12 protein-coding genes are annotated in these 12,954 nt (G+C 61.7%); 6 read left to right on the top strand and 6 right to left on the bottom strand.

The window, feature by feature from the left end; all coding sequences use genetic code 11:
• Positions 1-7: 7 nt before the first annotated feature.
• The 4 genes from BLU15_RS17960 to BLU15_RS17945 form a co-directional block, all read right to left on the bottom strand.
• Positions 8-1,663, bottom strand: coding sequence for an amino acid ABC transporter permease (locus BLU15_RS17960; protein ID WP_090296917.1), 1,656 nt, complete (start codon positions 1,661-1,663; stop codon positions 8-10).
• Between the two features lie 74 nt (positions 1,664-1,737).
• On the bottom strand, positions 1,738-2,484 hold the full coding sequence (locus BLU15_RS17955) for a transporter substrate-binding domain-containing protein (protein ID WP_060522032.1): 747 nt from the start codon (positions 2,482-2,484) through the stop codon (positions 1,738-1,740).
• Positions 2,485-2,503: 19 nt separating this feature from the next.
• Entirely contained in the window at positions 2,504-3,577 is a 1,074-nt protein-coding gene (locus BLU15_RS17950) for a LacI family DNA-binding transcriptional regulator (protein WP_244546767.1), read from the bottom strand.
• Positions 3,578-3,757: 180 nt separating this feature from the next.
• Positions 3,758-4,513: an SDR family NAD(P)-dependent oxidoreductase gene (locus BLU15_RS17945; RefSeq protein WP_090296915.1), complete on the bottom strand. Its 756-nt coding sequence runs from the start codon at positions 4,511-4,513 to the stop codon at positions 3,758-3,760.
• A 336-nt stretch (positions 4,514-4,849) separates the two neighbouring features.
• Between BLU15_RS17945 and BLU15_RS17940 the strand changes: the two genes are divergently transcribed.
• The 6 genes from BLU15_RS17940 to BLU15_RS17915 all read left to right on the top strand — a co-directional run bounded on the left by BLU15_RS17940 (position 4,850) and on the right by BLU15_RS17915 (position 8,917).
• On the top strand, positions 4,850-5,437 hold the full coding sequence (locus tag BLU15_RS17940; RefSeq protein WP_060522029.1) for a L,D-transpeptidase: 588 nt from the start codon (positions 4,850-4,852) through the stop codon (positions 5,435-5,437).
• Positions 5,438-5,626: 189 nt separating this feature from the next.
• A complete protein-coding gene (locus BLU15_RS17935; protein ID WP_077963089.1) occupies positions 5,627-5,758 on the top strand; it encodes an ABC transporter in 132 nt (43 codons plus the stop codon).
• A gap of 144 nt (positions 5,759-5,902) precedes the next feature.
• A complete protein-coding gene (locus BLU15_RS17930) occupies positions 5,903-6,475 on the top strand; it encodes a hypothetical protein (RefSeq protein WP_090296912.1) in 573 nt (190 codons plus the stop codon).
• A 186-nt stretch (positions 6,476-6,661) separates the two neighbouring features.
• Positions 6,662-7,249 (top strand): protein-S-isoprenylcysteine O-methyltransferase, encoded by a 588-nt coding sequence (locus tag BLU15_RS17925; protein WP_060522027.1) that lies wholly within the window; start codon positions 6,662-6,664, stop codon positions 7,247-7,249.
• 10 nt (positions 7,250-7,259) lie between these two features.
• Entirely contained in the window at positions 7,260-8,042 is a 783-nt protein-coding gene (locus BLU15_RS17920; protein WP_090296910.1) for a hypothetical protein, read from the top strand.
• Positions 8,039-8,917: an SDR family NAD(P)-dependent oxidoreductase gene (locus BLU15_RS17915; RefSeq protein WP_090296907.1), complete on the top strand. Its 879-nt coding sequence runs from the start codon at positions 8,039-8,041 to the stop codon at positions 8,915-8,917. The genes BLU15_RS17920 and BLU15_RS17915 overlap by 4 nt, the downstream gene beginning before the upstream one ends.
• Positions 8,918-8,992: 75 nt before the next feature.
• Here BLU15_RS17915 and BLU15_RS39995 read toward each other — a convergent pair whose 3' ends face one another.
• Together BLU15_RS39995 and BLU15_RS17905 are read right to left on the bottom strand one after the other, a co-directional pair.
• On the bottom strand, positions 8,993-9,676 hold the full coding sequence (locus BLU15_RS39995; protein ID WP_244546766.1) for a DUF930 domain-containing protein: 684 nt from the start codon (positions 9,674-9,676) through the stop codon (positions 8,993-8,995).
• A gap of 154 nt (positions 9,677-9,830) precedes the next feature.
• A complete protein-coding gene (locus BLU15_RS17905) occupies positions 9,831-12,701 on the bottom strand; it encodes a DNA translocase FtsK (protein WP_090296905.1) in 2,871 nt (956 codons plus the stop codon).
• Positions 12,702-12,954: the final 253 nt, after the last annotated feature.

The following is a 12,954-nucleotide window of genomic DNA, read 5'->3' as shown; positions in this document are numbered from 1 at the left end:
GCGAGATTTAGCGGTGCTTGATGTCATATTTCCGCTCGATCATGTTGACGAGGCTGGCCGCCGCCAACGTCAGGAAGATGTAGAAGATCGCCGCCGAGTTATAGGGCGCGAACGGCAGGAAGCTTGCCGACTGGAACTCCCGCATGCGCTGGGTGATGTCGCGGATCGACAGGATCGACAGCAGCGACGTGTCCTTGAGGATCGCGATCAGTTCGTTGCCAAGCGGCGGGATGATGATGCGGAAAGCCTGCGGCAGCACGACGAGACGCGCCGTCTGCCAACGGTTGAGGCCGATGCTGCGCGCCGCTTCGACCTGGCCGACCGGGATCGCATTGATGCCCGAGCGGAAGATTTCGGCGAGATAGGCCGAATAGGCGAGTGCCATCGCGACGATGCCGCGCATCAGGTTTGGCGGGTCGAGCACCCCTTGCGTCGCGTCCTTCAACGCCCCGCTCAAGGGCAGGCCGACATAAAGCACGATCACCAGCATCGGAATGCCGCGGATCGTATCGACGATGAACTCCGAGCCGATCGCCAGAGGATGGCGCTGGTGCAGATAGCCGCCGAAAGTGAGAAGGCCAAGGATGATCGCAAGCACGGCGACGGTGACACCGGCGGCACGGTCGCGGTCGTTGAGCGCCTCGGTCTTCCACAGGACCGGCATGTCTGCCGGAGCGGAGGCAGCCGGCAGCAAGGCCCCGGAAACGCCCTCGCCCTTGGCGATCGACGCCAGCGCCTCGGTCGGGCCGACGAAGGTGCGGACCGGCGTTTCCGTCTGCGGCGCGCCGTCATACTGACCGAAACGCACGGCGCTGATGAGCCCCGCCGGCGTATTGGTGATGATGCCGACCTTGCCGTCCAGCGTGCCGGCGAGCACGTAGGTGTCGCGCGGCTGCATGAGGAACCAGCCGGCCGCAACCGCCAGCACCAGGGTGGCGATCGCAAAATAGAGGCTGGTCCTCACCGTCGAGTGCAGTTGCAACAGCCCAACCCAGACAAGGCCCATGAGCGCCGCCAGGATATAAGCTGCGATCGCCGCGCGGATGGTGGTCGCCACACCGGCCGCAAAGGCGATATGGGCGAAGAAGAAGATGAAGACGAGACCCGCACCGTTGACGAGGCCGATGATCCAGCGCGCGACACGGCGCGCCTTTCCGTCAGGAGGAGCATCGGGACGGCTGCTCACGAAATGAAGACCAAGACCAATCAGCGTGACCCCCAGATAGGCGGGGAACAGCCAGGCCTCGACACCCTGCACCATGAGATCCGCAGCCTCGGTCAATTGCCGCGGCGTCACACCCTTTGCGATCAATGTCGACTTGAACGGATCGACGCCATTGGCGACGACGGACGCGATGAAGGGATGGATATTGTGGCCGATAACGAGAACGGCGGCTGCAGCGAGATTGAGGAGCGCCGCCACATTGGCAAGGCGCGGACGCGGCGCCTTGGCGCGCGAGAATACGAGCACCGCGATGCCCGAAGTAAATGCGATCGCCAGCGCCAGAAAGCCAGGCACGAAGGCCGACGAACCGTTTTCGACACCGAGGATCGCCCGCAGCGAGCGCTGATAGTCGCCGGAGGAAATAAACAGATAGATGATGAAGGGCAGCGCGGTCAGGATGATCAGATTGCTCGGACGCACGCTTCTCAGGAACGACATTCATTCCTCCGGGGGCATAGATTAGACAGACGGAGGACCCGGAGCATGCTCCGGGCCCGATCGGCACTCTGGGCTTACTTAAGGCCCCAGTATTTGCTGATCAGCTGGTCGAGCGTGCCGTCGTCCTTGATCATCTTCAGGCCTTCGTTGAAAGCCGCAACATTCTCGTCGCCCTTGCGGAAGACGAGGCCGAGCGGATCGGATTCGAGGTCCTTGATTGCAACGACGAGCTCGCCGGCGAACTCGCGCTCGTAGGCAGCCGCATTGGCGCCGTTGATGACGACGCCGTCGACATCCTTGTTTTTCAACGCGATGATGGCGGCACTGAACGTGTCGTAAGCGGCGACGTTCTCCTTGCCGACGACGCTTTCGGCGACCTGGGCGTCCGTCGTGTTTGCCTGGGCGGAGAGCTTTCTGCCGGCGTCCTTGAAGGCGTCGAGTGTGATGCCCTGGTCGTCAGCGCGCATCAGCACAGCCTGGCTGTTGACGATGTACGGATCGGAGAAGTCCATCGCCTTCTTGCGTTCCTCGGTGATCGAGACGCCGGAGGCGACGAGGTCGAAGCTGCCCTGGTCGAGGGCTGCGAAGATGCCGTCCCAGCCGGTCGTGATGAATTCGGCCTGGCAGTTGATCTTGGCGCAGACGGCATTGACCACGTCGACATCGAAACCGACCACCTGTCCGGTTGCCGGATCGATGCTCTCCATCGGCGGCGAGGTCGTGTCGGATCCGACCTTCAGCAGTTTGCCGCCGAGATCGGCGGCGTGGGACACGCTCGAAGCAAGGGCTGCTACAGCCAGGGCAATCATCAGTTTCTTCATGGTTCTCCTCCTTGGATGATTAACTTTGGATCAGGCGGCCACCGAGATTATCGGGCTGGCGCGCGATCAGTGTCGGCCTGAAGACCTGCCGCAACACCCCAGGGTCCTCCCCCTCCATACGGCGCAGCAGGAATTGCCCGAGCGTGCGACCGAGCACCTCGATCGGCTGATAGAAAGTCGTGATCGGCGGCGTGAAGTAGGCGCTGACGTTGATGTCGTCATAGGCGATGACGTCAACATCGACGCCGACCTGGCGTCCGAGGCTGCCGAGCCCCGAGAGCACGCCGAGCGTGGTGGATTCGTTGATGCAGACGAAGGCGGTCGGAGCGTCGTCGAGCTGCAGGAAATCGATCACCGTCTGCCGGCCGAAATGGGTCGAGAGGTCGCCTTCGGCAATCAGATCCATCGCGGCTTCCAGGCCGGCCTCGCCAAACGCCCGGACGAAACCGTCGATCCTGTCAAGCGCGTAGGAAAGCCGCCGCTCCGGATTGACGAGCGCGATCCGCCGGTGGCCGCCGGCGATCAGCCGCGCGGTCGCCGCATGCGCTGCCCATTCGTTGTCGATGTCGACATGGGCATAGTCGAGATCCCCGCGGCAACGCCCCATCGAGACGAAGGGGAAATCCTCAGCGACGAGCAGGTCGATGCGCGGGTCATCGGCGAGAATACCGGAGAAGATCAGGCCATCGGCTAGCCCCTGATCGACGATGCGGCGCGCCGCGTCCGCGCCATCGGCCGCGTCGCGGATCACGTGCACCGACATGCGGTAGTCGGTGCCATCGAGTGCCTGGCTGATGCCGCTGAGGGTCTGGGTGTATTCGACGCCGTCCCATTCATAGTCGCGTGCCGCAGTCACCGGCATCAGTACGGCGGCCTGAAAGCTCTTGCCGGTGCGAAGCGCCATGCCGCGGGCGTTGGCCTGATAGCCGACCTCACGGGCTGCCTTGTAGATGATGTCTCTGGTCGCCGGCGCGACCACCGGAGATTCGCGCAAGGCCTTCGAGATCGTTGCGATGGAATAGCCCGTCATCTCGGCCAGGGTCTTGATCGTCGGCGTCGGCGCGCGCCGCGCCCTGTGCATCTCAGTCGCCATGCACCCTCCCAGGCGTCGACCTCTCCTGAACATAGAGGTAGCAGCCAATAAAAACGTTTTCAAGAGAAATAAAAACGTTTTTATTCCTCCTTTCGCGGCAAGCCTTGCGCGAAGCCGGCCGCGCGCATCTACGTGCCCTGAACCATAGGGAGGTGATTGAAAGAGTGGATGCGCCGCCCGCTAGTGAGCGGTGTAGGCGCCATCAACGAGGTGAACGCTTCCCGTGATGAAGCTTGCCTGTTCCGACAACAGGAAACAGATCAGAGCCGCGACTTCCTGCGGGGTGCCGCGACGTCCCATCGGCTGCAGCGACATCATGCGCCTGCTGCTCGCCACGTCGGCATTTTCGGTCGATAGCGGCGTATCGATCCAGCCGGGCGCAACGGCATTGATGCGAATACCGCTGCGGGCGTACTCGATCGCAGCGGCCTTCGTCAGCCCGACCACTGCGTGCTTGGCCGCCGTGTAAGCGGCGGCTGTCGGCAGAGCGACGGAACCGAGAATGGACGTCGTGTTTACGATCGCCCCTCCACCCTGCGCCGCCATGGCCGCGATCTCATACTTCATACAATAGAAAACGCCGTGAAGGTTGACGTCCATCAGCGCGTGCCAGTTGTCGATTGGATAGTCGGCAGTCGCCTTGCGCACGCCGTCGATCCCGGCATTGTTGACTGCGAGATGGAGGCCGCCACAAGTCTGAACGGCGAACGCCACCAGCCTTTCAACGGCGCCTGAATCCGCAACGTCCAACGCGGCGTGATGAGCCTTGCCTCCATTCGTGCAAATGTCTTCGACGACAAGACGCACTGCGTCAGCATCAACATCGGTAGCAATGACTTCCGCGCCCTCGGCTGCGAGTTGTCGACATACGGCCGCGCCGATTCCTGAACCGGCGCCTGTCACCAGAGCGACTTTGCCAGTGAAGCCTAAATTCATACCGTCATTTCCAATTGTCACGCTCGACCAATCGAGCGTGCACGACATCGCAAATCATTTCATGCATTTGACGCGCGGCACAGATTTATCGATCAACCGTCCACAGAAAGTCGCGAAAATCGCCAGCAATTTTAACGAAGTTCCGATGCACCATTCAGATTCGTCCTCACAAATACATAATTCTTCCGCGGACTTTCCCGCGGAGCGTGCATAAATATCTCCTGTTCCGGTCGCGTACGATGACGCATGGTTTAGTTTGACTGATCGGAACTTTGTCGGCAAATATTGTAATGCTAAAAGCGAGTCGGGGTGTACCATTTTTCTCAGCAGGTAAAGATGGACAATCAGCGCATTACTCGGAGGGCCCTGGTTATCAGCAGCCTTGGCTTGCTGGCCGGGTGCAGTTCAAGCTGGCAGGGCATTTCATTCCCATCGCTGTACGGTGGTACACCGGGCGTGGATCCACGCTACCGAAAGAGACACGTCCGGTATGACGGCAAGGAACCGGCCGGAACGATTCTCGTCGATACATCGCAACGCTATCTCTATTCGATCGAAAATGGCGGGTGGGCGATGCGTTATGGGATCGGCGTCGGAGAGGAAGGGCTTACACTCAAAGGGCGAGCCGTCGTCGGCAGAAAGGCCGAGTGGCCGTCATGGACGCCGACCGCAAGCATGATCCGGCGCAAACCGGAATTGGCGCAATACGCCGGTGGCGTTACAGGCGGCCCTCACAACCCGCTAGGGGCGTCGGCTCTATACCTTTATCGCAACGGACAGGACACCAAGTTCCGGCTCCACGGCACAAATGCACCCTGGACTATAGGCCAGGCAGTTTCCAACGGCTGCATCCGACTCACCAACGATGACGTCGTCGATCTTTACGCCCGCACGCCAATTGGAACTCCGGTATTGATCATTTGAAGCCCTACTCTATCTGAGTTTCACATTGGAGTAGGGTCAGCACGCTTTGATGGATTATTTAACCTTCGGTAACGATAAACCGACCGACGAGCGTGTTATTTCTGCACTAGGACGAATCTCGAATTGCCGGTAATACTGTGAATGTTGCCTTCGAATAACCATTCCGACAACAGAGGAAAGGAAATATTGATGAGCAGAATTCTAATCGTGACAGTTGCGTTGCTTTCCGTTGCCAGCCTCGCCGCTTGTGGAACAATCGGTAAAGGCAAAGGCAAGGCGCCACCACCGGTGGCTGAAGAGCCAGCGCCCGTTTACAAATAACTACCGACCTTAGTTCGGGGAGGACCTCACGGTCCTTCCCGCCCTGTCTGACCGTGGCCGGCTGGCCACATTTCGCGACGCGGATCGAAAGCCACCAGTGGCGCATTCGCAGCCTGATCAGAATTTGGGAGAGATGGCGCAGAAATGACTCGTTCACGAGGTCGTATTTCGTTCGCCGTCCTAGCCGCAATCGCGGTTACGGCGTGTCAATCGCAGGACAAGGGCCCTCAGCCGCGATTCGTCTCAAGCTATGCGGGCACCACGTCACAACAGCGCGATCAGGGTTATTTCATTGAATTCCGCTCTCGTTATGCGCTCAGTTACGGCCACTCCTATGTAATTTTCGGCCAGCTCAGCAAGTCTGGAGCGATGATCAGTCCAGAAGTTGCGGGGCTTGCACCCGCGACTAGCGACACTGCTCCCTATGTTATTGGCCACCTTTTGCCGGTTCCGGCCGAAACTGGCGCCAGCGACGGTGATCTGGAGGAGCAATACAGGTCCGCGAGCTGGCGCGTCATGTTGACGGAGGCGCAATATCGCGACGTCGTTGCCAAGATCCGAAAGCTCAAGTCCGAAGCCCGCTTCTGGCAGGCGTCAATCTACAACTGCAACGCTTTCGTCGCCGACATCGCGCGTTCCATGGGGTACAAGACACCTGGCATCTGGCTGAGGCCGCAGCAGTTCATCACGAGGCTACGTGAGATGAACGGCGGCTAGGCGGACGAGCGCACCACGCCACACCTGATCAGGCGCCAAAGAAACGCTTCCGGCCGGCAGCCGCCTTCTCGACCGCTGCAGTTTTATTGCCTTGTCAGGTCCGAGCGACGCATGGCAGTCTCGTGCGTGATTGCCGTTTTGCGGACCAGCAGCCGCACAGAAAAGCTTGGGTGAGCTAACGTGAACATGTCTGCCGCTTCCATCGGCGAAATCGTCTGGGTCGTGGGCATAATTGCCTGGTATGTGGTGCGTTACCCGTTCGAACGCCGTGCAAAGCGTGTGCGGGTGATGAGCAACCGACGATCGACGACCGATACGATTGGCCTTGCTGCTGCTTCGCTGGGCCTTGCCATTGTGCCCGCGCTCTATGTTGCGACAGGAATCCCGCGATTTGCCGACTATGGCGCCCATCTATGGCTGGTCGGACTTGGGGCGCTTGTCTTCGCCGCAGCGCTCTGGACCTTCCGTCGAACGCACAAGGAACTCGGCCGCAACTGGTCCATCTCGCTGGAAATCCGCGAAAAACACAAGCTGATCAGCACAGGCCCTTACGCCGCCGTCCGGCACCCGATGTATACGAGCTTTCTGCTTATGGGAATCGGCCAGATGCTGTTGCTGTCGAACTGGGTGGTTGGACTTGCAGGGCTTCTTGGATTCGCTGTTCTTTTCTTCCTGCGTGTGGGCAAGGAGGAGCGCCTGATGTTGGAATTCTTCGGGCCCGAATATCGCGCTTACATGGACAGGACGAAGCGAATTATCCCCTATATCTATTAGAGGTGGCACTATGCGGGGCCAACCGATCAAGCTTTCCGCCGCACGACGCCTCGTCGGCGATCTGATGCGATTTTCCATCGGCGTGCCGCGGGTCACGGTGCAGCGGCAGATGGACATCAGCGCGTTGCACAAAGCCCGGGCAGGCCGACCTGACCGGCCTTCGTGGATGGTGTTGTTTCTCAAGGGTTACGGGTTACTCTCGATGGAGACGCCCGAGTTTCGCCGGGCTTATGTCAAGCTTCCGAGACCGCAACTCTATGAGTATCCCGGAAGCATCGCGTCCGTGGCGCACGAGCGCGAGCACGAAGGCGAACGGGTCGTCCTTCTCAGCACGATCAAGCAACCCGAGAGGCGGTCCCTTGCCGAATTGAGCGCCCTGCTCCAGGAGGCCCGGTCCCGCCCCGTGCTCGAGATCAGGGAATTCCGGCGGGCGTTGAAGATTGCACGCCTGCCTGCGCCCTTGCGGCGGCTGCTGATGTGGCTCAGCCTGAACATGGGTCGCCAGCGGGGCCACCGCTTCGGCACCTTCCAATTGTCGGTCTATTCCGGCCTGGGTGCGGAGTCGCTCAATCCGCTGACGCCTTTGACGACCATCTTCAACTATGGGCCGATCGGTGACGACGGCTCGGTCACGGTCAGGATCCACTATGACCACCGTGTCATGGACGGCGCCAATGTCGCGCGAGCCCTGGCTCGTTTCGAGGAAATATTGAACGGCGAGATCGCCGACGAGGTGGCGATCCTTTCCGAAGTCGACAAGCCGCCAATCGCTACGCCGGAGCCATCGGCATGACATCGCAGCAGTCACCACGACCCGCCATTGTCGTTGTCGGAGCGTCCCGGGGCATAGGCAGGGCAATTGCCGAACTTGCCGCACGAGACGGCGTGCCAGTCGTTCTGGTCGCGCGATCCATCGAAAGCTTGCACGTCGTGCAGGCCGCGATCGAACAGGCGGGCGGCGAGGCATTCTCCCTGCCGGTCGATCTGGCCGCGCCCGATGCCACGCGCATTCTCGACGAATTTCTTTCGCGCGAAGGCCTCGTCTGCGACGTTCTTGTCAACAGTGCCGGCTATGGCCTGCGCGGCGCGGCGACCGCTTTGCCGATTGCCGACCAGATTGGTATGATCGACGTCAATGTGCGTGCGCTTGCGGCCCTGACTTTGCACCTGTTGCCGGGCATGGTCGCGCGCGGCCGCGGCGGCATCATCAATCTAGCCTCGGTCGCGAGTTTTACGCCCGGCCCGTACATGGCAATGTATTATGCGAGCAAAGCCTTCGTTCGTTCGTTCTCCGAGGCGCTATACCAGGAGACGCGAAAGACCGGCGTAACCGTGACCTGCGTCGCGCCGGGACCGGTATCGACCGAGTTCCTCGAAAAATCCGGCGCCAACAGGGCTGCCTTGTTCAAGGCGCTCCCGAAAGCCACTCCGGAATACGTGGCCAGATGCGCCTGGCGCGGCTTCAAGGCACGCCGGCGGCTGGTCATTCCCGGCATTTCCGCCAGGCTGGCAATCCTGATGGCGGGCCTCCTTCCCTCCGCAGCGCTGTTGCCGCTTGTTGGTCGCCTGCAACTGCGCGGCAACGACCCCTGCCCCTGCGGATCTGGCAAGCAACTCAAGCACTGCTGCCGCACAGGCCACGCCAAAGGTGGAACCGCCCCGGCTTGATCCGGCTCCGCAGCCTGCTTCTCGTCAGGTCGTTCACCAAAGTGCACAGGGGGCGGACTTCGGCCATGGCCACAATCAGTGGGCTTCGGCACCGGCAGAGAGGAAATTTGCCTCCCACTCACTTTCCGGAATTTCGTCACCAACCTGAAACTCAAATGCGGCGACGCTTTTGATATCCGGCGCCACGGCGCAGCCAAACTTGATATTGAACCAGCGCCCCTTGCTGCGAAAGGCGGCGCCATCCGCACGGAGGTTCCGCCCAGCCAAGACGATATCCGACGTGGCGTAGGCGACGAGCAGGTCGGGGGTAAAGTCAACGCGCCAGCGATGAACCTGCTCCATCGCCTCGAGATTGCAGAGCTGGACAATCTGTTCATCGGCAGCGAGCTGTGACAACCCTTCCAGCGCCTGTCTGCTGCGTGGATCAGCCAGTATCGCCGCCGAGAAGAACCGCTTCGCTTGCACCATCGGCTGGGCAGCCGGCGGCAGCGTGGCTGTTTCCGCGGCAGGCGCCGTCTCCGGAACGGAATGCGCGACGGGCGGCGCATTTTGCGGTCCGAGCGCGGGCTGCACCACCTCAGGGCGTGGGGGTGGCAATTCCAGTATCTGAACGGCGATCCCCTCGTCCGGGTTCGGAACAGGTGGCCGCGGTGACGGGAGGAGGAAAAGCGCCAACACGACGAGCGCATGAAGGATGAGAGCAAGCGTCAGGCTTGGCCAGATCGGTGTCTCATTGCGACGATGCTTTATTGCTTGCACCGATCAGATCATCCCATGCGCGACATTAGGGCCGGAAGCATCACGACGACGGCTCCTGACGCAGGCGACACTACCAGCAACTCGAAGATAGAAAAGCCGCCGCCAACAACCTGTCAGCGACGGCTCGAAATCCTGGCCTGGGCTACGCCCGGTATCAATCCATGTCGTCGTTGTCGGGCGCGCTCATATGGTCGCGGTTGCCGTAGATGATCTCGCGCTTGCCGACGTGGTTCGCCGACCCGACGAGGCCTTCCTTTTCCATGCGCTCGACCAGCGAGGCAGCACGGTTGTAGCCGACGCCAAGGCGGCGCTGGATATAGGAGGTCGAGCACTTCTTGTCGCGCAGGACCACCTTGACGGCCTGGTCGTAGAGTTCGTTGCCGTCTTCCGACGCAAGCGCGCTCTTGTCGAAGACCGGGGTCTCTTCCTGCGGCTCTTCTTCCTCTTCTTCCGCCGTGACGGTGTCGAGATATTCCGGGCGTCCCTGCGTCTTCAGATGTGCGACGACGTGTTCAACCTCAAGATCCGAAACGAACGGGCCATGGACACGGGCTATACGTCCGCCGCCCTGCATGTGCAGCATGTCGCCCTGGCCGAGCAGCTGTTCGGCACCCTGCTCGCCAAGGATCGTGCGGCTGTCGATCTTCGACGTCACCTGGAACGAGATGCGGGTCGGGAAGTTCGCCTTGATCGTGCCGGTGATGACATCGACCGAAGGACGCTGCGTCGCCATGATCAGGTGGATACCGGCAGCACGCGCCATCTGCGCCAGCCGCTGGATCGCGCCTTCGATTTCCTTGCCAGCGACCATCATCAGGTCGGCCATTTCGTCGACGATGACGACGATGTAGGGCATCGGCGCCAGGTCCATTTCCTGCTGTTCGAACAGCGGCTCGCCGGTGCCCTTTTCGAAACCGGTCTGCACCGTGCACATCACCGGTTCGCCCTTTTCACGGGCGGCGGCGGCGCGCTGGTTGTAGCCGTCGATATTGCGCACACCGAGCCGCGACATCTTGCGGTAGCGGTCTTCCATCTCGCGAACGGCCCACTTCAGCGCCATGACCGCCTTCTTGGGGTCGGTAACGACGGGGGTGAGCAGATGCGGGATGCCGTCATAGACGGAGAGTTCGAGCATCTTCGGATCGACCATGATCAGGCGGCACTGATCCGGGCTCAACCGATAGAGCAGCGACAGGATCATGGTGTTGATCGCGACCGACTTGCCCGAGCCGGTGGTGCCGGCGACGAGCAGATGCGGCATCTTCGCAAGCTCTGCAATGACAGGTTCGCCGCCGATCGTCTTGCCCAGGCAAAGCGCCAGCTTGTAGCCAGTCTTGCGGAAATCGACAGATTCGATCAGCTCGCGGAAATAGACGGTCTCGCGGGTGGCATTCGGCAGTTCGATACCGATGACGTTGCGGCCGGGCACGACCGCGACGCGGGCCGAAAGCGCCGACATGGAGCGGGCGATATCGTCGGCAAGGTTGATGACGCGCGACGATTTCACACCGGGCGCCGGCTCGAATTCATAGAGCGTGACGACCGGGCCGGGGCGAACATGGATGATTTCACCCTTGACGCCGAAATCTTCGAGCACGCTTTCGAGCAGGCCGGCATTCTGTTCCAGCTGCTCCTGCGTCATGAAGAAGCCCTGACCGACGGGCGCTTCCTGCAGCAGTTCCGCTGATGGGAACTCGTAGCCGTCGGCGCTCGGCGCGCGGTCGGTCGAGCCGATCGCCGGCATGTTGCTGGGCGCGCGGGTGACCTGCGCCGGCATGGTGATGGCCGCCTTCGTGGCAACCGGCGCCGGCTGTTCGATTTCGACCGGTTCGGCGTCAATGATTTCAGCGGCGGCCACAGTCACCGGTTCTTCAGCCATGGCAACCGGAGCTGGCGCAACGTCGGCAACGGCCTCAGCGGCGGCGGTGGGCGGTTGCTGCGCTGGCACATCCTCCGGCTTTGCGCCGCGGACATCGACAACGCGGAACAGCGAGGTGATCGCCGTCGGCGGCATACGGCGGATTTCAACCGGACGCACGGGCGCTGGCGGTGTCACCGCAACGGCAGCAAAGGCAGCGGGAGTGACGACAGGCGTCATCGGTGTCGGGGCGGGCGTCTCGACAAAGGGCTTCGGATGCGCGGCTTCCGCGCCGGCAACCTCAGCATCGTCGGCCGGGCCGAATTCGAAGAAGGCGAAGTCCGACAGGAAGACAGAATGCGCAGCGCCCTGATCGACGGAAGCGTCGCCTGCCTGAGCGGGCGCGGGTTGGACTTCGGCGACCGGCGCGGAAACGGCGATCTGCGTCGTCAGAACGGGCGCAAGGGCTACGCCCTCGTCGGCCGGAGCTTCGACACGCGCGAGCATGGCCGGCTCGATCGTGTTTTGCGCGGCGGTCCAAGTGGGCAGCTGGTTGGTCAGCATGCGCAACAGTTCGGACGGGCTGTAGGACGGCAGCGCGACCTCGGCCAGCGGCGCCTCGTCAGCAGCAACGGCCGAAGCTTCCGTCTGTACCGGCTCGACCGTTGCCGTCGCGACGGGCTCAACGGTTTCCACCAAGACCGGAGCAGGCTCCGCCGCCACCGCGACGATCGCCTCTTCGACTTCGGTTGCCGTTTCGCCTTCTTCGACCTGCGGCGCGCGTCGCTTCATGAATTCGCGCTCGGGCGTGCGGGTGAAGCGCACGTTCGGCGCCAGGAAGAAATGGCTCTCCCAGGTGGAATCGCCGTAGTGGCCGGCAATCTCCGAAAGGGTCGGCAAGGGTTCGCTCATCGTCGACGTCACCTGTGCAGGAGCGTAGGCGGAACCCTGCCCATAGAGGCGGGTCGCACGGCTCATGGTTTCGGCCTGCTGGTTTGCCGGCCGGCGGGGCGCCGCTGGCGCCTCGTACAACTGATAGGGATCGGCGGGTTGCGCCTCATGGGTGGGCATACCGCTCAACGCATCATCCTGCGGACCATCGAAATAATCCGCCTGGTTTGCATCATGCAAAGCAGCCTGTGAGAAGTTTGTCCTGGGAATACGCATGGGTCCTGGAAGAGCTAGAGACATCGCCGCGGGGCCTTCTAAGCGATAGGAAATGAAGGTTAACAAGTCCCTTCCAACGCCCCGTTTCGAACCGGGATCCGTGGTCGATTGCTGCCTTTCTGTGGGCTCCATGCAACGGCAATGCCCGACGCCCCAAGGCCGCCGCGACATCCCGTCGCCGGCCTCACACGGCCGAAAATATTTCTTGGATGGAGGCGATAGCGGCGATCGCACGGGGATGCTCGCGGCGGCC

This window comes from Ensifer sp. YR511, assembly GCF_900103045.1.
Classification (GTDB): domain Bacteria; phylum Pseudomonadota; class Alphaproteobacteria; order Rhizobiales; family Rhizobiaceae; genus Ensifer; species Ensifer adhaerens.
The sequence above is the reverse complement of the archived record's forward strand: the minus strand, read 5'-3'. Positions and strand labels throughout refer to the sequence as shown.

Excerpts from the sequence above, each read along its gene's own strand:
- BLU15_RS17960 (WP_090296917.1), bottom strand. The coding sequence starts at position 1,663 with ATGTCGTTCCTGAGAAGCGTGCGTCCGAGCAATCTGATCATCCTGACC.
- BLU15_RS17955 (WP_060522032.1), bottom strand. The coding sequence starts at position 2,484 with ATGAAGAAACTGATGATTGCCCTGGCTGTAGCAGCCCTTGCTTCGAGC.
- BLU15_RS17950 (WP_244546767.1), bottom strand. The coding sequence starts at position 3,577 with ATGGCGACTGAGATGCACAGGGCGCGGCGCGCGCCGACGCCGACGATC.
- BLU15_RS17945 (WP_090296915.1), bottom strand. The coding sequence starts at position 4,513 with ATGAATTTAGGCTTCACTGGCAAAGTCGCTCTGGTGACAGGCGCCGGT.
- BLU15_RS17940 (WP_060522029.1), top strand. The coding sequence starts at position 4,850 with ATGGACAATCAGCGCATTACTCGGAGGGCCCTGGTTATCAGCAGCCTT.
- BLU15_RS17935 (WP_077963089.1), top strand. The coding sequence starts at position 5,627 with ATGAGCAGAATTCTAATCGTGACAGTTGCGTTGCTTTCCGTTGCCAGC.
- BLU15_RS17930 (WP_090296912.1), top strand. The coding sequence starts at position 5,903 with ATGACTCGTTCACGAGGTCGTATTTCGTTCGCCGTCCTAGCCGCAATC.
- BLU15_RS17925 (WP_060522027.1), top strand. The coding sequence starts at position 6,662 with ATGTCTGCCGCTTCCATCGGCGAAATCGTCTGGGTCGTGGGCATAATT.
- BLU15_RS17920 (WP_090296910.1), top strand. The coding sequence starts at position 7,260 with ATGCGGGGCCAACCGATCAAGCTTTCCGCCGCACGACGCCTCGTCGGC.
- BLU15_RS17915 (WP_090296907.1), top strand. The coding sequence starts at position 8,039 with ATGACATCGCAGCAGTCACCACGACCCGCCATTGTCGTTGTCGGAGCG.
- BLU15_RS17905 (WP_090296905.1), bottom strand. The coding sequence starts at position 12,701 with ATGCGTATTCCCAGGACAAACTTCTCACAGGCTGCTTTGCATGATGCA.